Annotated in this window: 22 protein-coding genes; 6 read left to right on the top strand and 16 right to left on the bottom strand. The window is 45.9% G+C overall.

What is annotated here, in order from left to right; all coding sequences use genetic code 11:
* Positions 1-358: 358 nt before the first annotated feature.
* The 8 genes from EP25_RS0114460 to EP25_RS0114425 form a co-directional block, all read right to left on the bottom strand.
* Positions 359-1,444: a glycosyltransferase family 4 protein gene (locus EP25_RS0114460; protein ID WP_031434554.1), complete on the bottom strand. Its 1,086-nt coding sequence runs from the start codon at positions 1,442-1,444 to the stop codon at positions 359-361.
* Between the two features lie 158 nt (positions 1,445-1,602).
* Positions 1,603-2,733 (bottom strand): glycosyltransferase family 4 protein, encoded by a 1,131-nt coding sequence (locus EP25_RS0114455; protein WP_031434553.1) that lies wholly within the window; start codon positions 2,731-2,733, stop codon positions 1,603-1,605.
* Positions 2,734-3,837 carry a putative lipopolysaccharide heptosyltransferase III gene (rfaQ, locus tag EP25_RS0114450; protein WP_051906712.1) on the bottom strand — a complete coding sequence of 368 codons (1,104 nt, stop codon included), beginning with the start codon at positions 3,835-3,837 and terminating at the stop codon, positions 2,734-2,736.
* A gap of 171 nt (positions 3,838-4,008) precedes the next feature.
* A complete protein-coding gene (locus tag EP25_RS0114445) occupies positions 4,009-4,782 on the bottom strand; it encodes a hypothetical protein (protein WP_031434551.1) in 774 nt (257 codons plus the stop codon).
* Positions 4,783-4,829: 47 nt separating this feature from the next.
* Positions 4,830-5,264, bottom strand: a complete 435-nt coding sequence (locus tag EP25_RS0114440; protein ID WP_031434550.1) for a YqaA family protein — start codon at positions 5,262-5,264, stop codon at positions 4,830-4,832.
* Between the two features lie 67 nt (positions 5,265-5,331).
* Entirely contained in the window at positions 5,332-6,225 is an 894-nt protein-coding gene (locus EP25_RS0114435; protein WP_031434549.1) for a cupredoxin domain-containing protein, read from the bottom strand.
* A 2-nt stretch (positions 6,226-6,227) separates the two neighbouring features.
* Complete coding sequence (locus tag EP25_RS0114430; protein ID WP_031434548.1) at positions 6,228-7,973, bottom strand: multicopper oxidase domain-containing protein; 1,746 nt, start codon at positions 7,971-7,973, stop codon at positions 6,228-6,230.
* Between the two features lie 29 nt (positions 7,974-8,002).
* Positions 8,003-8,596, bottom strand: coding sequence for a hypothetical protein (locus EP25_RS0114425; RefSeq protein ID WP_031434547.1), 594 nt, complete (start codon positions 8,594-8,596; stop codon positions 8,003-8,005).
* A 319-nt stretch (positions 8,597-8,915) separates the two neighbouring features.
* Here EP25_RS0114425 and pgi point away from each other — a divergent pair, with 319 nt between their 5' ends.
* Both pgi and mltF read left to right on the top strand, forming a co-directional pair.
* Complete coding sequence (gene pgi, locus EP25_RS0114420; protein ID WP_031434546.1) at positions 8,916-10,550, top strand: glucose-6-phosphate isomerase; 1,635 nt, start codon at positions 8,916-8,918, stop codon at positions 10,548-10,550.
* A 37-nt stretch (positions 10,551-10,587) separates the two neighbouring features.
* On the top strand, positions 10,588-12,006 hold the full coding sequence (mltF, locus tag EP25_RS0114415) for a membrane-bound lytic murein transglycosylase MltF (protein WP_235185910.1): 1,419 nt from the start codon (positions 10,588-10,590) through the stop codon (positions 12,004-12,006).
* A gap of 183 nt (positions 12,007-12,189) precedes the next feature.
* Here mltF and tadA read toward each other — a convergent pair whose 3' ends face one another.
* The 5 genes from tadA to EP25_RS0114390 all read right to left on the bottom strand — a co-directional run bounded on the left by tadA (position 12,190) and on the right by EP25_RS0114390 (position 17,060).
* Positions 12,190-12,717, bottom strand: a complete 528-nt coding sequence (tadA, locus tag EP25_RS0114410; protein ID WP_200875038.1) for a tRNA adenosine(34) deaminase TadA — start codon at positions 12,715-12,717, stop codon at positions 12,190-12,192.
* Complete coding sequence (gene guaA, locus EP25_RS0114405; RefSeq protein ID WP_031434543.1) at positions 12,708-14,297, bottom strand: glutamine-hydrolyzing GMP synthase; 1,590 nt, start codon at positions 14,295-14,297, stop codon at positions 12,708-12,710. Before guaA ends, tadA begins: the two co-directional genes overlap by 10 nt.
* Positions 14,298-14,378: 81 nt before the next feature.
* On the bottom strand, positions 14,379-15,845 hold the full coding sequence (guaB, locus tag EP25_RS0114400) for an IMP dehydrogenase (RefSeq protein WP_031434542.1): 1,467 nt from the start codon (positions 15,843-15,845) through the stop codon (positions 14,379-14,381).
* 80 nt (positions 15,846-15,925) lie between these two features.
* Positions 15,926-16,477 carry a HEAT repeat domain-containing protein gene (locus tag EP25_RS0114395; RefSeq protein ID WP_160172736.1) on the bottom strand — a complete coding sequence of 184 codons (552 nt, stop codon included), beginning with the start codon at positions 16,475-16,477 and terminating at the stop codon, positions 15,926-15,928.
* Between the two features lie 4 nt (positions 16,478-16,481).
* Entirely contained in the window at positions 16,482-17,060 is a 579-nt protein-coding gene (locus tag EP25_RS0114390; protein ID WP_160172735.1) for a HEAT repeat domain-containing protein, read from the bottom strand.
* Positions 17,061-17,255: 195 nt separating this feature from the next.
* On the opposite strand from EP25_RS0114390, the gene EP25_RS0114385 reads away from it, so the two are divergent.
* A complete protein-coding gene (locus EP25_RS0114385; RefSeq protein WP_084191046.1) occupies positions 17,256-18,113 on the top strand; it encodes a heme-binding protein in 858 nt (285 codons plus the stop codon).
* Positions 18,114-18,149: 36 nt separating this feature from the next.
* Here EP25_RS0114385 and EP25_RS0114380 read toward each other — a convergent pair whose 3' ends face one another.
* Positions 18,150-18,623 (bottom strand): hypothetical protein, encoded by a 474-nt coding sequence (locus EP25_RS0114380; RefSeq protein WP_031434538.1) that lies wholly within the window; start codon positions 18,621-18,623, stop codon positions 18,150-18,152.
* Positions 18,620-19,222, bottom strand: a complete 603-nt coding sequence (locus tag EP25_RS0114375) for a CPBP family intramembrane glutamic endopeptidase (protein ID WP_031434537.1) — start codon at positions 19,220-19,222, stop codon at positions 18,620-18,622. The genes EP25_RS0114380 and EP25_RS0114375 overlap by 4 nt, the downstream gene beginning before the upstream one ends.
* An 87-nt stretch (positions 19,223-19,309) precedes the next feature.
* Between EP25_RS0114375 and EP25_RS0114370 the strand changes: the two genes are divergently transcribed.
* The gene (locus EP25_RS0114370; protein WP_031434536.1) at positions 19,310-19,582 is read left to right on the top strand and encodes a YcgL domain-containing protein; all 273 of its coding nucleotides are present in this window, start codon (positions 19,310-19,312) and stop codon (positions 19,580-19,582) included.
* Positions 19,583-19,655: 73 nt separating this feature from the next.
* On the opposite strand, the gene dcd is transcribed toward EP25_RS0114370, so the two are convergent.
* Positions 19,656-20,222, bottom strand: a complete 567-nt coding sequence (gene dcd / locus EP25_RS0114365) for a dCTP deaminase (protein WP_031434535.1) — start codon at positions 20,220-20,222, stop codon at positions 19,656-19,658.
* A 190-nt stretch (positions 20,223-20,412) separates the two neighbouring features.
* Between dcd and EP25_RS0114360 the strand changes: the two genes are divergently transcribed.
* Together EP25_RS0114360 and EP25_RS0114355 are read left to right on the top strand one after the other, a co-directional pair.
* Complete coding sequence (locus EP25_RS0114360; protein WP_031434534.1) at positions 20,413-21,012, top strand: TetR/AcrR family transcriptional regulator; 600 nt, start codon at positions 20,413-20,415, stop codon at positions 21,010-21,012.
* Between the two features lie 120 nt (positions 21,013-21,132).
* Positions 21,133-21,405, top strand: coding sequence for a DUF4242 domain-containing protein (locus tag EP25_RS0114355; protein ID WP_031434533.1), 273 nt, complete (start codon positions 21,133-21,135; stop codon positions 21,403-21,405).
* Positions 21,406-21,438 lie beyond the last annotated feature (33 nt).

Genomic DNA, 21,438 nt, shown 5'->3' with positions numbered 1-21,438 from the left:
TTCAAGTGCTCACCTTGAGCCAAGGAATGCAATTTTTTCGCATCAACTTTCCTTTCAAACTAAGCCAAAAAGCATTGCATCAGTCGGTTTACAATGGTAAATGGTGGAGATAATGTATGCCACAGATCGATTGATGCCCTTAGGCCAGGAATGACCGAAATCGGACTGCGAAGTGGTTTTGATCGAGAAGATTGGCATGTAGCTAGATTGGTTGCTCGCAATCCTTGCCGCCGCCCTCCCGTTTTAACTCATTGAAATGATTAGATCGATTGCGAGTTTTGAAGGATACTTCGGAAGCAAAATCGCTGCTGAGCCGAACACCACATTGCTCTGGCAGGATACAAATTTCGCTAATCACTTAGCCCAACATTTGTTCATAAAGCTTGATAATTTTACCAGCATTTCTTTCCGTACTATAATTTTCTCTTACTATTTGTAGCATCTCCTTTCGATCATCCCCTATATTTTGCCAATTTGACAAAACGTATTCTAAGCTCGCAACTAACCCGCTAACTTCACAAGGCTCAAAGAGCAAATTAGGGTTCAATATTAATTTTTCCGCAACACCTGTTCTCGAAGAGACTACACACTTCCCTGCACAACAAGCTTCTAAAAGAGCCATACCAAAACTTTCACTTCGGCTTGGTTGAATTATCAAATCAAAATCTTGACAAGCTTCCCCTAAGTTATCAAAGAAAGGTACAAATTCTAAGTTAATTTTATCTTTAAAGCTCCGACATCGATTTTGATATTCAATTAGCTGATTACCCGAAGGCATTCCTGTAAAAACTATTTGTTTTACATCATTAAGACGATTTGATTCTTGCAAAAAATTGAGCGCCGACAAAAAATCAGACCAGCCTTTTCTCTTACTAGGATTGCCTAAAACTAACCAACGGCTTGGATAAACACTGCTTTTATTTGAAAATGGATAAATTTCATTTTCAAATACCCCATTATTAAAAACTTTTGCTTCTCTATCCCATACTAAAGAGTCATGCATAAATTGACTCACTGCGATACGTATATCGCACTCGCCACTTCTATACTTAATATAATCCTGCTCATTTACGTCAGGATCCCTGATAAACGCAACAGTTTTTGCCTTAGTAAAATGCTCCTTAAGCAAATGCAAAAATGGAGCCTCAAAATGATTATTACCCTGCAATATGTCCGGAACAAAATCAATTTTTTTTAATTCACGAATAACCTTAGAAAACCAGATTCTATTTCCAATCATTTTCCCATATAGAGATCTATAAGCTGGATAGCGAATCGAAATATAGCGTATTCCCAAAGATTTTACTTGATCCAAAAACCAACCTTGAGTTCCAGTGACAACTAAAACATTTTGCTTTCTAAAGACCTCAGAAGACAATAATCGTCTTAATGAATTTTGAGCGCCGGCTTTTCCGGCGTTTTTTTGCAAGATCAATATATTCATAAATAGTTACTTGATTACCCATAAGCTTCAGTCAATATCAGCAGATGACCAGGATACGAGGCGTTCGAACGGTTGCGATAATCAAACATGTCAGCAATTTTCCACTTGGATACGTCTATTAACGTACAGGTGTTTACCTTAGAAAATTACTTGGCTAGTCAACCATTTGTATGATTACTTGACGGTAGTAGCTCACCGTAAACATCAAGCATATATTGCATCATCGCGTCCATCGTACTATTAGTCATCGCATGCTCATAGGCATTATCGGCTAAGTTTTTTCTCAGCAATTCATTGTCCAGCAATTCACTTACCTTATCGGCCAAGTCTTGTGGATTTTCCGGCTCACATAATAGCCCTGTTGCGTTGTGACTTATCATCTCCGGCAATCCACCGACAGTCGTGGCAACTACATTCTTTTTCATTAGAAAACATTGTGAAACCAAGCGAGTTTGCGCTTCTGTCTTTATCGAAGCGATAACGACGACATCGGCAATTGCTAGATAATTTTCGATATCGGATTTATAGCCCAGAAATTTTATTTTATCCCTATGAACATAGTTGTTATCGCAGTACTCCAAAACAACCTTCTTGTATTGTTCCGTATCCCTTGTCGAATCACCTATTTGTAACAAAGTAACGTTGTCATGTTTTTCTAACAACTTACAGCCCATTTTGGCGAAATAGAGTTGACCTTTATCAGGTCTAATCATCCCTACATTAGCGATAATCCAATCATTTTCCGGAATATTCAGCTCTGATCTCACTCGGGCATTTTCTAGGGCATGTCTAAACCGTTTTTCATCCACCCCCGCAGGCGCAACAAATATCTTATTTTCTGCAGCAAACCCCAGCTGCATTATATCGTGCTTTATTTTGTTTGCCGTAGCCACTATCGCATCATTACCGTATTTCCATACCAATGATCTAAGAAAATCGTTTTTGATTCGAGTTGTCACATGCCGCGAACGAACAACCTTTATTCCCGTAAAAAGTCTGACGAACAGAGCATAAGTCGCATCGCGGTTACTATGCGCATCCAAAATATCGACTTCATTTTCTTTTAAAAATTTAATTAACTTTCTTATTTGCTTGAGATTAACTGAACCTCTGATTTCAAATTCATAACATGGCAATCCTCTTTTTTTCGCTTCAAGCAATATGGCTGACTGCTTCCTAGCGATAACGACGCTCTTATGACCGTTGTTGAGTAACCATTCCATTTGTTCAATTACTCTTAATTCTTGTCCGCCCCAATTAAGGCTACTCTCTATATGCGCGATAAACATCTACTTTCGATCTTGGTTTAGCATCGATACAACTGATTCGATCACAGTTTCAGGTTTGATCAGTTGCAAACATTCACTAATCATGCCGTCTCCGCAGCCTTTTAATTGACAAGGCCGGCAATGCACTTGTTCGGTAATAATGTTATGCCTAACCATCCAAGGTCCCCATACTTTATCAATCGTGGGTCCAAACAAGGCGACACACGGCGTATTTACCGCTGAGGCAATATGCATCGCTACCGAATCAAGTCCTAAGAAACAATCAGCCAATTCGATTAGCGCTCCGCATTCATTTAGCGATAACTGCCCGGATAAGTCGATAGCTGGAGAAGATACTTCTTTCATAATCATCCGTACATACTCAATTTCCAATTTTGCCGGGCCAGATATCAGGATGGGGCAATGACCTAAGTCATATAAATGATCGATTACCTTGGCAAAACCATGAGCATTCCAAGCTTTAAACATCCATCTCGATGTCGGATGGACTACAATAATTTTTTTCTCTTCAATTTGATATTCGCCGAGTATATGACGAGCCTTTTCTGTCGATAGAGTATTGGGAATAAACGTCAATCTTTTATTAGATGATAGAGTTTGAACGCCTAAGCGCCTAATTGCATCAAGATTTTTCTCAGCGGTATGACGATACCTTGGTGGAACACGATATATATGCGTAAAACTTTTTCGCCAAAACTTGCCTCTTCTATGAGGATAAGGCTGAGATACCGAATAAGCAGACCTCAGAAAACGCGTCAACCAAGCTCCGCGCCAACGATCTGTCAAATTTATGATTAAATCGTATTGTCGGGATCGTAATTGCCTCGCTAAGTTAATTTCGTGACGTAATTGGTATAATACACCCTGATTTTTCCATGTTCTATCAATCGTATGCATTTCCTGGAGGTACGGATTACCCTCTAAAACCACCTTAGTTTCTTGATAGATCAATACATCTATTTCTAAATGTGGAAATTGCTCTTTAAGTATACTGAACAACGGCGTGGTCAGAAGAACATCTCCTAAATGCTGCAATTTGATTACCAAGATTCGCTTTACAGTGGAAAATTCCACAGCATCCTTTATCGTATTTATTTCTATCACGGTTAATTATAAGTCCGTCGAGATATACTGTTCTCACATCAAAACTCGTTTCTTTGATGCCCCGTCCAACTTCTCCCGGAGAGCGAAGGTATTGAAATGCCAGATTTTAAAGCGCGATGATCAAATATAATATTTCATTGCTTGTTTGTCAGCGGGGCTAGCGCTAACTGATCAATCATTGATGTTAACTTTGATGTTTTTTTTAAAGCTTTGCCTTTTCAAATACTCCAGTCCTTTAAAAAACAAGGCCGCTCCATTTAATGCCACCGCATCGACCAAACAATACCAAGCCGCAACCCCACTAGGCGGATTACCCTGGGCTAGCCCGGAGGCTGGATCGACCTCGGCCCAGGCCCAGGTTCCGGCCGTGGTGCCAACCAATTCCAACCAACTGGTGATAAAAAAAGCCGCCAGATACACCATTGGTGAACGCCCCTTAAATAAGTACAGCAAAAACACACCATACAAAACGACACCGATCTCGTCTTTCCGTTCAGCCCCGGTGATGCCCCATAACGCCCAAGCTCCGCACAATAAAACGACAAATAACGCAATCACTCTCGCGTATTGTTGAAATAATCCAGAGCGCCCCAGCGCGACCGCTGTCAAATAAACCAATCCATGGCCGGCCGGAACATAAAATGGCAGGTTTTCGAAACGGTAAATATACCCCCGCATAAAGAGCGAAGCAAAATTTTCACCTAGCGTCGCAAATACCACGGCGACCAGAACTTGCACCCTGACGTATTTACATTCTCCCCACAAAAAAGCAAGCAAAAACGTCCAACCGCAAACCCCTAACACATATTGCATCTCAAGTGGTGCAAACGAATCGGTTATCAAGCAAATGGCCGTTGTAATAAAGGTGAACAGCGCAATAAAGTAATCTCTTTTGCGGTGTTCCGCCTGCACCCCAACTTCCGGAAAATGCGGCAATGAAAACATTTTCACCTCTTTCTTGTATGGCGTTGGTTAATTAAAAACTCCGCGTGTTAAATCAAACTAGCCGAGGCGTAAGCAACTACAGTATACCTCACGGCTTTCCCCAGCAATATTGCCACCACGGAAGTGGCTAATGACAATCTGAGCCAGCCTCCGGCAAAACACAGACCATCGCCAACGACCGGCAACCAGGAAAAAAGCAACGCCCATCCGCCCCATTTTTTGACCGTGTTTATTGATTTCCTTTTGTCATCGGACAACACTTTTTCCAACGGGTATTTTGTCGCCGCCCAACTACCTAACCACCAAGTAGTCAAAGCCCCCAACGTATTGCCGATCGTTGCCACAAGAATCAGCAATTGAAGCGGCTTATCGCCAATCGAAACCATGTAGGCTAAAACCGCTTCGGAACCGCCGGGCGCTATGGTCGACGATATGAATGCGCTGCCAAATAAACCCAATAGAGACAAAGACTCTTCATGCATGACTTTTTCCAATAAAAAAGCCCCCTGAAACCAGTCGTCTCAGAGGGCTTTTCTCGGCTCAACGTATTTATTTATCAGGTAGTTGTATGCTTTTTTTGGATAGGAACTTATTGATCACGCCACTTAACAGCTTAATAATCATGCCTATAGCTTGAGACAATAGCTCGAAAACGTAAGCCACTCCCTCGCCAAAGGTCATCCCTTTAAATTTTTTAGCTAATAAAGGAGCCAATACAAAACCTACCGCCAATCCGATAACCATGATACCGGAAACAAATGAACCATTCGTAGCACTACCATCTGTTCCCGGAACGATATCACTTCCAGCTGGCGTTGTCGCACCTGCCGGCGCCGTCGGAGTCAAGTCAGGGATACTCTGACTGTAGTCATCTTGAATGACATTGGCGGTAATACCTGGAATACTCGGTAAATCGCCGCTACCCTCGCCGATTTTTATCTGTGCTTTCATACCTTTTTCCATGTGCTGCGAAATATCGCAGTGCACGAGATAGGTTTTATCGCCAGGAGGGAAAATCAAGGTACCGGACACTTGGCCAGGCCCGGTGACTTCAAGATGGAACATACCCTTAGGATACATATATTTCGGCAATCCGTGCATCATCCATTGGTGCCTGATTTCATCATCATTAATAAAATGCACGGTCAATTTAGTACACGGTTCGAATTGCCACTCCTGAGTATCGAAGGCGAACATACGTCCAGGGAATTTTTCGGCATATTTATGACCGGCATGCACGGTAATCTCTTCGGTTGCGGCGATTTTATCGCAGCCTCCAGGTAGCTTATCGGTATTCTGCCCCATTACCATGGCACCGTCCATATCCATCAAATGGCCGTCACCGTGATCCATCATATTGGAGTGGTCCTGGAATTCCTTAGCATGAACGCCAGGAGCGACCAGCGTCATAACTAATGCAGCGATTGACAATATTTTAACCATTATCAATTCCCTCCTTTATTTGACGACATCATCGCCATGAGCTTTTCACGGTTAACCACCAACAAATAGGCTGCGATACCGAGAATCAAGCCGAATATAAAATTGCCGAAAGTATTACTGCCTCCCTTAGCAGCCTTTTCTTGGTAAAGCTGGCTTAAGGATTTCGGAGGTTCCTCGACGGCTATCGGCACGCCGGCAGGAGGAGCGACATATCCGGTTGCATCGGCTTCACCTAAGCTATTCCATGGATCGATATCTTGCCAAACCGGCAGTTTACGTTGTTGAAAAGCCTTGGTGAACAAATTTTCCGGACTTTCGCCTATACCCATCGGCATGCCTTCTTCGTTCAGGTATTTTTTATAGACGATCGCGCTGACATTACCGCCCGGATTCATGCCGTCGGTGGTAATCCCTTTTTCTCGATGATCGTGGAAAATCCAAATACCTTGGCCATAGCTATGTAAACCGTCGTCCTTGGTGCTAATTAATAAATCGTTACGTTGGGCCGGCGCTAGATTATAGACATCACGCATTATCTGTGCGCTAGGATTATGTTCGACACCATCATAATGCGTGATCGTACCTTTGTGGCCATGAGTATGCATAGCCAGCGTCTCGCCAGTACTGTTGAACATCCTTACTTTAATATTCTGGTTCGGTTCGGTCACAATCAACGATTCCCGCAAGGTATACGGGAAAGAGCGGCCATTCAGCGTGTGATAATCCTCGGTTGAATCGGTCATGTCATATTCACGATTCATTTTTTTCGCGATTAAACGAGGGTCGTTGTATTGCTGAATTATATTATGTAATTCCTTATCCATCGCATGATAGTGAAGGTCGTATTCACTGTCATACTTTTCCAAAATTGCTTTGGAAGGATGCCTAACCTCTCCACCGCCAACATTGAACGTTTGCACCCAGTTGTTCGGACGATTTTCTTCGACAATGAACATGCCGACCAAGCCCATCGCCAAATGCACGTGCGTCTGTACATGGCAGTGATAAACAAAAGTACCGGGCACTCTCGGTCTGATTTCGTAAGTTTTACTTTGTCCAGGTAGAACAAATTTGTCACTGGTTTGGGGCACGCCGTCGTTGCCTTCACCAGAGCTATCTACCCAAGGGTGATCGACCCCATGCAAATGGATCGTATGCGGGAAATAGTGGCTATTTTCCAGCTGAATCCAGACGATATCGCCCTGCTCGACCCTAATTGGCGGAGAAGGCGCACGCAACAACGGATTGGCATCGGTGCCTACAAAACTGTTAGTAGCCATACCGCGGGATTTAGGGGCAAACACCCACATGCCCGGCTGTATTCCTGGCGCAATATCGAAAGTCGGAACCAATCCGGCAAAATCCGGCGAATGGCCATTCAATTCGGTTACTTCCAACTTGATAATAATCAGATCAGGGTCACCATCCCCATCCATATCATTTTTTTTGGTAATTGCATCAGCGGCATAATAAGTCTTCATCAATGTTTCCATTGAGATGTTATTAGTGCCTTTTACCTCCGCGGCAATATCAGCAGGGTTATCGGGGCTACAGCGTAACGACTCCTGAATTTTCACACCCTCGATCGTGTGCGCTTCGCGCCACTCAGGATTATTCACATTACAGGGTGCTTCAACTTCTCCACGATCAATTTTTGCTGTTTTTGGCAAGCCAACCGCTGCCGATGCCATAACCGGCATCAGCAGCGCAGCCGCTCCCAAAAGAATACTTAGGGGATGTTTCTGCATTTTATTGTTACCTTGGTTGAATAAGGTGGTTAAGCGTCTTTAGCTTTTCCGATTAATTCATCGACTTTACGTTTGAAGCCTTCATTAGACAGATAGAAGACATACAGGGCAGCGAGAGCTATCAAGGCATACAATCCCATGCTACCGGAACTTACCGGTTGACCGGAACCCGCTTTGAATCCCATGTGAGCATCGAGTCTTTCGCCGTTATCCTGTAGTAACGTAATGTGGATCAGATATTTGCCCGCTTCAGTTATACCATTTGGCAGAGACAGAACGACCGTGCCTGAAGGATGTTTTGCCGCTTCTTGAAAAAATACGCGCTTGCCTTCGGGCTCTTTGGTGACTTCGAATTCTATCCTTCTATCGCGGTAACGAATATCTTGATAGTCGAATACCAATTGAGTCAGTGTATTCAAGTCTGGCAAATTGCCGCAGAATTCTTCGGCCGGATAAGCTTTAGGTTGATATGCAGTGTAATGCAACCAATGGCCTGGCTCTAATTCGAATTTACATTGGTCTGTATCGGTACCCGCAGCACCGCCGTGAGCCCACAGGGCTGATGAAAAAATCAATCCCAGAAGACCCAGGAAACCATTTCTTAAGATGTGTTTTTTGCTCATAATACCTTCCTGTGTTGATAGTAAATAAGTATATCTAGTTTTTCTTATTAGGCTCTGCCTTTTTAACACAGCCGCTGTTTTAAAGCAATTATCGTCCAAAAAAACCGCTATTCCGGCTAAACGACAATTAAAAAACAGCTACTTACTCTAGCACATCGCCCCAAGCAAAGAAAGGCAATCCTTGTTTTTCGAAGGGTTGAAAAGCCTCCCGATTATTTTTTTGTCATGAACAGATAACAATCATTATAATGATGCGGTGTTTCTTGAGCTTTCATCCTGTAGACTCCCTCAATTTCTTTTCATTTTGAATAATAAGAACATGTCTAAATTAACAAACTCTGTTGAATGGAATGCGATTGCGCAACATCAGCGTGATATCGCAGCCAGCTTCTCCATAAAAGAGGCTTTCAAAACTGACACGGACCGCTTCAGTAAATTTTCACAGGTTTTTAACGACATACTATTCGATTATTCCAAAAATCTAATCGACGAACACACACTCCCCCTCCTGCTTAAATTAACGGAGTTAGCCGGCCTCAAACAAAAAACGGAAGACATGTTCAATGGTGTCATGATCAACACCACCGAGAGACGCTCGGTATTACACACGGCCTTGCGCAACAGAGGAAGCAACCCAGTGCACGTCGATGGAAAAGACGTCATGCCGCAGATCAAACGGGAGCTGGAGAAGATGCGGATATTCTCCGAACAAGTGAGGTCCGGGGCATGGAAAGGCTATACCGGCAAAGCGATCACCGATATCGTAAATATCGGTATCGGCGGCTCTGACTTAGGCCCCAAGATGGTCTGTCACGCCTTGTCTCCGTATGCCCGGGATGACTTGAAAATCCATTTCGTTTCCAATGTCGACCAAGCCGATATAGTCGCTGCATTGAAAAAAATCGATCCCGAGACCACGCTTTTTTTAGTGGCGTCCAAGGTTTTCAATACCCAGGAAACCATGACCAACGCCAATTCGGCGCGGCGCTGGTTTTTGGAGAAAGTCAAAGACGAATCCGCCATCAAAAAACACTTTGCCGCCATTTCGACCCACCGCGAAAACGTCATTAAATTCGGCATCGACCCAAACAACATGTTTGAATTCTGGAACTGGGTCGGGGGCCGGTTTTCATTATGGTCCGCAGTCGGTTTATCTATCGCCCTTTATATAGGGATGGATAACTTCGAAGAACTGCTGCAAGGGGCCTTCGAAGCCGACATGCACTTTCGCCAGACTCCTTATGAAAACAATATCCCGGTCATCATGGCCTTGCTGGGAATCTGGTATAACAATTTTTTCTCGGCGGAATCCCATGCAATCCTGCCGTACGATCAATCGTTATTTTACTTTCCCGTTTATATGCAGCAAGGCGACATGGAAAGCAATGGCAAATCGATCGATTTTAATGGCGCCAAGGTCGATTACAGCACCGGTCCGATCATTTGGGGCCAACCCGGCACAAACGGACAACACGCTTTCTATCAATTGATGCACCAAGGCACAAAACTGGTCCCATGCGATTTTCTGGCGCCCGCGCAAAGCCAACATCCCCTGCCCGAACATCACGACATCCTCATTTCCAATTTCCTGGCACAACCGGAAGCGTTGATGAAGGGCAAAACCGAGGAGGAAGTCCGCCAAGATTTAAGCGCTGAAGACAACCAAGACCAAATACTGGTCGCTTCTAAAATCTTCCCCGGCAACAAACCCTCCAACTCCTTCCTTTTTAAAAAACTGACTCCAAAAACACTCGGAACCCTAATCGCCTTCTATGAACATAAAATTTTTGTTCAAGGCGTGATTTGGAACATAAATTCGTTCGATCAGATGGGGGTAGAATTGGGCAAGGTCTTGGCCAAGAAGATTCTGCCTGAACTAAAAGAAGATAAAGAGATCAATAGCCATGACAGCTCAACCAATGCCCTGATTAATTATTACAAGAAATTACGGTGACACATTGCCAGCAATTGTTAAAGCTCTCATAGGAAGTTTGTGCTTCATACTGTTAACCTCTTGCGACAATACAAAAACTCACCTAGGCTTTTCCAGACTGGAACAAATCAAACATGAAGGCGCCTTACACGTTTTAACCCGTCAGGCCCCGACAACTTATTACGAGGGCCCGGAAGGCTATACCGGCTTAGAATACGATCTAATCACGCTATTCGCCAACTATTTGGGCGTGGAAGCCCATTTCATCGTGCCAAACACCTTCGAGGGAATTCTGAAGCAAATTTCCTCAGGCCAAGCGGATATCGCCGCGGCCGGCCTGACCATCACCAAGGAACGCAAACATCGAATGCGTTTTGCCCCGGCTTACCAAACCATCACCGAGCAAATCATTTACCGATCGGGCAAAAAACGTCCGAAACGGATCCGCGACTTAAGCCATGGCATTATCGAAGTCGTTAAAGGGACCAGTCATGAAGCCACGCTAAAATCTCTGAAGAAAAAGCATCCGCAACTGGAGTGGAACGTTAACAGCGAACTCGACACCGACGGCCTGTTGTATTTGGTCAACGAAGGGCTGATCGATTACACGATCGCAGATTCGCAACAAGCCGCCGTAATCCGCAGTTTCTATCCCCGGCTGAATATCGCTTTCGACCTGACCGAGCCGCGCCAATTGGCTTGGGCTCTTCCCCCATCCAGAGACAATTCTCTGTATGATGAAGTGGTCAAGTTTTTCGACAAAATCAAAAAAGACAATACCTTACAAAACCTGCTGGAAAAACATTACGGCCATACCAACAATTTGAACTATGTCGGCAATTGTAAATTCCGCCAACATATCAAGGACCGTTTACCCGCTTATATTGAATTCTTCAGATCGGCGGCCGAAAAACATAATCTCGATTGGCGCCTGCTGGCAGCCATCGGCTATCAGGAATCCCATTGGAACGAAGAAGCCACGTCGCCAACCGGCGTCAAGGGAGTGATGATGCTCACTCACGGCACCGCCAAGCAATTGAAAATTAAAGACCGCACCGACCCACTGCAGAGCATTAACGGCGGCGCACTCTATTTCAAACAGCGCTTGAAAAAAATTCCCGCCCGTATCGCGGAACCTGACCGCACCTGGTTCGCCTTGGCCTCTTACAACGTGGGTTACGGCCATTTGGAGGACGCTAGAATCTTGACCCAACAACGCGGCGGAAATCCGGACAAATGGATGGATGTCAAGCATAGCCTGCCGTTATTGAGCAAGAAAAAATGGTATCAAAAGACCAAGCACGGCTACGCCAGAGGGCGCGAACCGGTACGCTATGTCGAAAACATCCGCAGCTATTACGACTTGCTGGTCTGGCTCAGCGAGGACGACCCGATCGAGAAAAACACCATGCATGCCAAAAGCAAGGAAGAAAACGGCGCGAATGCCGCTTTGAATATTGAAAGTCCGGCGCTATAGAGCAACCTTCATTTATTCTTATCGCATTTCAATTTCCGGCAAAGGCTTTGCCAGCATGGCAGATTTTTGCTCTGACCGCCAAGGAAGGCGGGAATGTAGAAAATGCAGAAGCGATTTTCTCACTTGCAAAATCTGCATTTCCACCATCCCTGGTGGTCAGATGCTGGCATAGAGCCTAAATGACTAATCCACGGCGTCCTTTGACGGGCATCTCGGCGCCGAATTTTGGTCTACGATAGGTATACTTCTTTTTTTACGGCGCGCTCGAAAAAAACTTGTCAGCAACTCCGAACACTCCTCTTCCAGAACGCCGCCCAACCATTCCACCCGATGGTTTAGAAACTCGGCATCGGCTAAACTCAGCGCATGACACACCGCACCGCGCTTTGGATCGAACGCCCCGAACACCAATCTCTGGATTCGCGCATGAACGATAGCCCCCATGCACATCACGCAGGGTTCCAGCGTTACATACAAAGTGCTATCGATCAAGCGGTAGTTCTCTCGCTTCCGTCCGGCTTCACGCAAGGCCATGATCTCGGCATGCGCGGAAGGGTCGTGGCTTTTTATCGGTAAATTCCAACCTTCCCCGATGCATTGATCATCCGCGACCAGAACCGCGCCGATCGGCACTTCACCTTGTTCCTCAGCCCGCTGCGCCAAACGAATCGCATGGCGCATCCAGGCTTCGTCGCCCAAGGTCATTCCCATTCAATAGTCGCCGGCGGCTTACCGGAAATATCGTAAGTCACCCGGGAAATACCATTGACCTCATTGATAATTCGGCGCGACACCAAGTCCAGGAAATCATACGGCAAATGTGCCCAGCGCGCCGTCATGAAATCGATGGTCTCGACCGCGCGCAAGGCAATTACATAATCATAGCGCCGCCCGTCGCCCATGACGCCGACCGATTTGACCGGCAAGAATACCGCGAAAGCCTGGCTCACCTTGTCATACAAATCATGCCGGTAAAGCTCTTCGATAAAAATCGCATCGGCCTGCCGCAACAAATCGGCATATTTCTTGTTCACCTCACCGAGAATGCGGACCCCCAAACCCGGCCCCGGGAAAGGATGACGGAAAATCATATCGGCGGGGAGCCCCAATTCCAGTCCCAGCTTTCTGACTTCATCCTTAAACAATTCCCGTAACGGCTCGACCAGTTTCAACGCCATATCTTCCGGCAGACCGCCGACATTATGATGCGACTTAATCAAATGCGCCTTACCGCTTTTCGAACCGGCCGACTCGATCACATCGGGATAAATCGTACCTTGCGCCAACCATTTGGCATCGATCAACTTGCCTGCTTCCTCGTCGAAAATTTCGACGAACAGATTACCGATGATTTTACGCTTGGCTTCCGGATCGGAAACACCTTTTAACGCTTCCAGGTAACGCTGTTCGGCATCCACCCGAATCACCTTGACCCCCATATGCTCGGCGAAAGTGGCCATTACCTGGTCGCCCTCGTGTAAACGCAACAAACCGGTGTCGACGAATACACAGGTCAACTGTTCGCCTATCGCCTTGTGCAGCAGCGCCGCCACCACGGATGAATCGACGCCGCCGGACAAACCCAGCACAACGTGGTCGTTGCCGACCTGTTCCCGCACCCCTTGAATGCTATCCTCGATAATATTATTGGCCGTCCACAGGGTCTCGCAGCCGCAAATATCGACGACAAAGCGCCGCAAAATACGTCCGCCTTGTTTGGTATGAGTCACTTCGGGATGGAACTGCAAACCATAAAAAGCCTTATCCTCGTTGGCGATACCGGCAATCGGCGCACCATCCGAGCTGGCGATCAGAATGAAACCTTGCGGCAATTCAACCACCCTGTCGCCATGGCTCATCCAAACATCCAACAACCCATAACCCTCTGGTGAAGTATGGTCTTCGATGTCATTCAACAACCGGGAATGCCCTCTGGCCCGAATTTGCGCATAGCCAAATTCACGATGAACGGAAGACTCCACCTTGCCGCCCATTTGTTCGGTCATGGTTTGCATGCCATAACAAATCCCCAGCACCGGCACACCAAAATCGAACACAACCTGGGGTGCCCGCGGCGTGCCGCCGCTGGTTACCGTTTCCGGCCCGCCGGACAAAATGATTCCTTTGGGATTAAACTGCTTGATTTCTTCGTCACTGCACTCGCAGGAATAAATCTCGCAATAAACGCCGATTTCCCGGATTCGCCGAGCAATAAGCTGCGTGTATTGCGAACCGAAATCCAAAATAAGAATTTTATGCGAATGAATATTGGTTGATTGCTGCTGATTCACGCTGGAACCTTTCAAATAAATCCGAAAATAAAATGGGGCTCCAAAGAGCCCCACCAACTTAACGCGTTTAGCCCCGTTACCTCAGGACAAACGATAATTAGGCGCTTCCTTGGTAATCGCGACGTCATGCACATGGCTCTCCCGCATGCCGGCGCCAGTGACTCGGACAAACTGCGCCTTTTCGTGCATTTTCACGATACTTTCACAACCGGTATAACCCATGCTGGCGCGAATGCCGCCCAGTAATTGATGAATGATAGCCAGTAGCGTGCCTTTATAAGGCACCCGGCCTTCGATGCCTTCCGGCACCAGCTTCTCAACGCTGTCGGCGTCTTCCTGGAAATAGCGGTCGCTGGAGCCCTGCTGCTGCGACATTGCGCCCAGAGATCCCATGCCGCGATAGGATTTATAGGAACGCCCTTGATAGAGTTCGACCTCACCCGGTGCTTCTTCCGTGCCGGCAAACAAGCCACCCATCATCACGCAGTGCGCCCCGGCAGCCAAGGCCTTCGCAACATCACCGGAGTAGCGGATACCGCCGTCCGCTATTAGCGGCACGCCCGATCCTTTCAATGCGTCCGCCACATTACTGACAGCCGTGATTTGCGGAACGCCGACGCCGGCAATGATACGCGTGGTGCAAATCGAGCCAGGCCCGATGCCGACCTTAACGCCGTCCGCGCCCGCTTCGACCAACGCTCTAGCCGCCTCTGCCGTCGCAATATTACCACCGATCACCTGGACGTCGGGATAATTTTGTTTCACCCAACGCACCCGATCCAAAACGCCTTGGGAGTGTCCATGTGCGGTATCGACGACGATCACATCGACGCCGGCCTTCACCAATTCATCGACTCGTTCCTCAGTACCGGGACCGGTTCCGACGGCTGCGCCCACTCTTAATCGTTCTTGATCATCCTTGCAAGCTTGCGGGTAATCTTTTGCTTTTTGAATGTCCTTGACGGTAATCATACCTCGCAAGTGGAAGTCGTCGTTGACAACCAAAATTTTCTCAATGCGGTGCTTATGCAATAACTCGATTGCTTGTTTCCGGTCATCCGATTCGTTAACGGTAATCAACCTCTCTTTAGGCGTCATAACCGACGTCACTTTTTCATCCAAGCGCGTCTCGAAACGTAAGTCGCGGCTGGTGACGATGCCGACCAATTCTTCGCCATCGACTACCGGCACCCCGGAAATGCTCTTGGCGCGAGTCAGCTCCATTACTTCCCTGACAGTCACGCCAGGAGAAACCGTGATCGGTTCTTTAATAACCCCGCTTTCGTATTTTTTAACCTTACGGACTTCCCGAGCCTGCTGCTTGGCCGTCATATTCTTATGAATAATGCCTATGCCGCCCTCCTGAGCCATCGCGATCGCCAAACGCGCTTCCGTTACTGTATCCATCGCGGCTGAAACAAGCGGAATATTCAATCGAATATTCCGGGTAAGTTGAGTTGTCAGTTCAACCTCACGCGGCAATACGGTCGAATGCGCAGGCACCAATAAAACATCGTCGAACGTGAGTGCTTCTTGTAATACTTGCATGACCACACCTAAATCAAGATTTAAAATAACCGAGCATTATAATACGAAAACAGAACTTATTTAAAATAATTCGAGCGTTATCATGGTGACGCTTCCAATTTATCAACTAAATTCCTAGCCAATTCCCGAATCATGCTATCCGGGTGGAACTCCGCTATTTCTTCGAGTTTACCAATCGCTCGAGGATCATCCGCCGCTTCCAAAACATCAATAGCCTCGACTACCACATTATTATCCGGGTCGTCCAAAACATCCATTAAAGACAAAACGACTTCAGGGTTTTCGACATATTCCTGCAGTCCGAGAACTGCTTCCAATCTAACTTCGGACATATCGCTGTGCAACGCGTCCAACAACGCAACCACCCCACCTTCTCGTCCGTCAATGCGAATTGCTTCTAACTCGTCAACTTGTCGTTCTGTGAACGACAAATCGGAGTTACTGAATTGCATTAAATCATCCGCATTATTCTCTTCCAAACCGGTTGACGTTGACATTTTAGGAACTACTACCGTATTTTTTTCTGCGGGCACCGGTTTATTTTCATTATTTTTATTTGTCGACTCGTCATTACCACTCTCACACGCGTTCAGCAACACTAAAAAAATTAGACAAATTCTTTTATTCAACATGATCTTATTCCGAAATCCCCATTTTGCTTGCATAATCCAATGCAATTTCACGAATCATTTGATCTGGATGTGATGCCCCGATATCGTTAAATTTATCTACGATTCGCTTATCCTTTACATCGGAAAGTGCTTCAATGACCTCTATCAGGACATCAGCATCTCGATCATCCAATGAACGAATCAGCGCTTCTCGAACTTCAGTGTTTACCACCATCTGCTTCAACTGAATGGCGGCCTCCCGCCTGATTTCTGGCTCGGGGTCGCTTAACGCCTCGATAAAAAACCCTACAGTATTTATTCGATCTAACTCCGCAATTGCAATAAGAAGGTCTGTTTTTGCATCTATATCCTCTGATTCGAAATAATCTTGCTGATATTCTTTGACCAACTGCTGAACATCAATAATGGATTCGGAGTTCGCTTTTTTGAAAGCGGAAACCAAATCTACATTAACTCTCTTAGCCGAAGTATGCCCTGCCTGAATCTTCTCTATCTCACTACCCTCTATTCGTGGTTCGTGAGGTCTTAAAGAGGAACAAGCCAGAACAAATATAAGACATAAATACAAATATGGTTTCTTCATAATATCCTGAAAAACAACGCACATTAAGAATCTTTAAATTATCTATTCAATAATATAAATATCGAGTGAATCTAAAAATTGTACTAAAGGACAATATACCGGGATGTAATTTTTGCAATAGAATATAATCGCAGTCTGGCAAAGGCAGACGAATTAGCTACATCCAATTTTTTTATTTAGTAGGAGTTTAGCAACATGGCAATAAATAAAATAACCTTGTCTCTTGTATCCATAGCCGTACTTGGATCAGGCGCAGCTTTCGCTAAGTCAAGATCTCATTGTCCTGTAACTTGGAAAGAGTTAGACAATGCACTCAAACAAGCCGTTGATACGTCCGGAGTTGCAACCAATACGAACGGCGGCTTTGGATTAAACATGTGGGCCACAGTCGTTAATACTGAAGGAAAAGTCTGCGCCGTCACTAAATCAGGCACAGAAATTAACGATCAATGGTTGGGTAGCCGTGTAATTTCTGCACAAAAAGCCAATACAGCCAATGCCTTTAGCTTGCAAAGCGGCGCAAATAATGCTCTCGACGGCTTAGCCTTATCCACTGCTAACTTATGGGCTGCAACCCAGCCAGGAGGTAGTTTATTCGGCTTGCAATTCAGCAACCCAGTAGACACTAAATGGGCATACCATGGTAATGCGAAGCGATTCGGCACTTTTAGAGACCCAATGAAGGGCAGAAGAGTGGGTGGTGTTAATGTTTTTGGCGGCGGTCTTGCGTTATATAACGATGAAGGAAAATTAGTTGGCGCAGTAGGCGTCAGTGGAGACTCATCTTGCGCCGATCACAACATCTCATGGCGAGTCAGAGACGCTTTAGGGCTTGACTATGTTCCCGCAGGCGTTGGCACTCCATCTGATAACATAATCTACGACGTGACTGTTGATCCCGCGACAGGACTAGGGGTAAGCGCAGGTGGTTTCGGTCATGTTGATTGCGGACATGGAGAAGCTGCGGCAAATGCGAAGATCGTTGCACAATGCCCAACCAATGATGGTGCTAATTCCGATACTTGCAACACTGACGCCCTAAGCCAACCTTAATAATCATCAAATTAGCACCCATCATGTTGTTGGGTGCTAATCCTTTAATTTCCTTTCTTCAATAAAAATAAAAATGCCGTTATATTCCTCAAACTTCGGCCGGTGCAAAAAAATCCCCAACGCCGCCATCGAGCTGAATATATATAAGGTGTTGTAATCGTCCCCGAGCACAAACATCACCAAGCCAAAAGCAGCAACTGTTCCGATCATCGCCTGAGTCACAATAATGGTTACTAAATAACGGCTTTTGGCCGACTTATCTCCGGGCATTGTTTGATTGAGCCTAAGCAGGATGTAACGGAGCAAACTGGTCACAGGAAATATCACAATTGCCAGAGCATACAGAATGGTTCTTATTAAAACGCGTTGCGAATCCGCAATATTAATCTGAATTTCCGAACCAAAATAATGGCACGCAAACAAATAACCACATAGAAATAAAACGAAGGCGATCACAACCATCCAATGCGGATTCAAATCCTTTTTAGAATATTCCCTCCTCCCGCTCATTGCTTGTCCTCACTCAAACTCGCCTTGTAGGCACGCATGATGACCAAAAACGCGAGAAAATCGTATGCCGCATGAATAATGACCGGCGTCAGCAAATTCCTCTCGGCACCGTAATCCAAGCTCAAGCCCAGATAAATGCCGACCAGTGTCGCCAGTATCGCGTATAAAGGCGTAACGGCATGCACCAAGCCAAAAATGATATTGCTGAACACTAGCCCGGCACTCCTCCCCCATCCTGCCTCGATCCAAGGCTGAACAACACCACGAAACAAGACTTCTTCAGACAAACCGGCGATCGCAGCCAAAATGAACAAATCGGCCCAGCCGTAACGGTGCATCGACGGCCCTAATGTCTCCAACAACAACTTTCTGACTTGTTGAACCGCCTCGATTTGCAAATTTTGCATTGCCACAAAAATCACGAACAACGGTAGTGTTCCAGCCACGCCATAAAACATCGCTTTTTCCGAGAAATGCAGATTCTCAAACGGATCGATATCTGCAATCCATCCCAGAACGACGGCTACAACAAGTAAAGATCCCTCGAAGTAACAAGCGGTCTTAAAGAAATTTTCCGAATCTAATGGTTTTTCGGCCATGGCGTTTTCAATCTGAATAATGGAGGTAAAACATTTTATGCAAAAAGCTTAAAATAAGCGGTCTGTGACAACATTAGGATCATCAATATGCAATGTTTTATCTATAAAAGCTTGAAGAAAGACGAACTTTATTTATATCTGAACAAAAAAGACGATTTTTCCGACATCCCGGAGCCCCTATTCAAAAGCCTAGGGCAACTGCAATTTGTCATGGAGCTGGAACTCACTCCCGACCGCAAACTTGCTCGGGAAGATGTTAACAAAGTAATCGCCAGCCTAAGCAACAAAGGCTTTTTCATACAATTGCCGCCAACCTTGGTACCGGAATCAATAACCCTCCAAAACAGCAAATTGCATTAAACGGGCGTTCCCCCCCCTCTTCACCGGCTGATGCATAAGGGCGTCCCGGGGACGAATGTTAATAAGCCAAATCTTAAGCCTTAGGCAATGTCACGCCTTTTTGCCCCTGATACTTTCCACCGCGATCTTTATAAGACGTTTCGCACACCTCGTCGCCGCCGAAAAACAACATCTGCGCTACGCCTTCATTAGCATAGATTTTCGCCGGCAGCGGCGTCGTATTGGAAAACTCCAACGTTACATGGCCTTCCCATTCAGGCTCCAACGGCGTGACATTGACGATAATTCCGCAACGCGCATAAGTCGACTTGCCGAGGCACACCGTCAACACATCGCGCGGAATACGGAAATATTCCACCGTACGCGCCAACGCGAAGGAATTGGGCGGTATAATACAAACATCGGACTTCACGTCGACAAAACTGTCTTCGGAGAAATCCTTGGGATCGACGATCGCGGAATTGATATTGGTAAAAATCTTGAATTCATCCGAACAGCGAACATCGTATCCGTAACTGGACGTCCCATACGAAATTACCCTTCCCTGCTCCGATTCCCGCACCTGTCCGGCGGCGAATGGTTCGATCATTCCATACTCTTCCGCCATCCGGCGTATCCATTTATCAGATTTAATGCTCATAGTCTGTTATCAAGAAAACGATAGATTGAAATACTTAGACGGGACCTGCCCGAACGCTAAAACGAATAAGATACCATAACGGTGATTTTATCTGCAGAAATTGATTTATAAAGAGAAATAGTACGACAGTGAATTGTCGTTGCGATTAAAAAAACTTGCTTTTTAAGACGACCGGTCACATAATTTAGCCATGCAACAACTTACGAACAAAGAGCAAAAACGCGAAAAGCTACTCGACCAAGGCGTGCAGATGCTGATGTCGCAGGGCTATCACGGCACCGGCCTGAAAGAAATCCTTGATACGGTCAAAATCCCCAAAGGATCATTTTATAACTATTTCGGCAGCAAGGAAGAATTTGCCGCCGAATCGGTCAGGCACTACATCGAACCTTTTATCCAGCGCCTGAACGCCCACTTGCTGAATTCGCAAGAAGATGGACTTGCTGCGCTAAGAAGTTACTATGCCGAATTAATCGACGAGGTAAAGCGAAGCGATTACAAAGGGGGCTGCCTGCTTGGCAATTTAATGGGGGAAATCGGCGATACCAGCGACATCTGCCGCAAAGCGTTAATACAAGCTATCGAGCGTTATAGCCATTTGCAGGAGAAAGCGTTGACTTGCGCGCAACAACAAGGCACCGTCCGCACCGATTACAGCGCCAAGAACATGGCAAATCTACTGTTTAACAATTGGCAGGGAGCACTGTTACGCATGAAAATCGAACGCTCGGTTGCCCCTTTACAGGAATGCGTGCAAATTCTATTGGACGATTTTTTTCTAACCAAATAGGACATGCTCCATGGTTCAAACTGAATCGTGGGGTTGCTGTATAGTTATATTATTCATTCTGTTTGGTTTGTTTTTAACGGCCGGAGCAAGACGACCGGTCACTTATTTCGGAGAACCGATATGCCCAAATACATCATCGAAAGACAAATACCCGGCGCAGGCCAATTGAGTAGCGAAGAGCTCCGGCAAATTTCGCAAAAATCCTGCTGCATCCTCAACGACATGGGACCTCAAATACAATGGCTGGAAAGCTTCGTCACCGACGACAAGGTTTACTGCATTTACATTGCTCCGAACGAACAAAGTATCCTGGAACATGCGCAACGCGGGGAATTTCCAGCCAATTCTATCGCTCAAATAAAAACCATTATCGATCCGACAACAGGAGAATAACACCATCCGACACTCATACACCTAAAAACCAAC

Source organism: Methylomarinum vadi, assembly GCF_000733935.1.
GTDB classification, from domain to species: Bacteria; Pseudomonadota; Gammaproteobacteria; order Methylococcales; family Methylomonadaceae; genus Methylomarinum; species Methylomarinum vadi.
The sequence above is the reverse complement of the archived record's forward strand: the minus strand, read 5'-3'. Positions and strand labels throughout refer to the sequence as shown.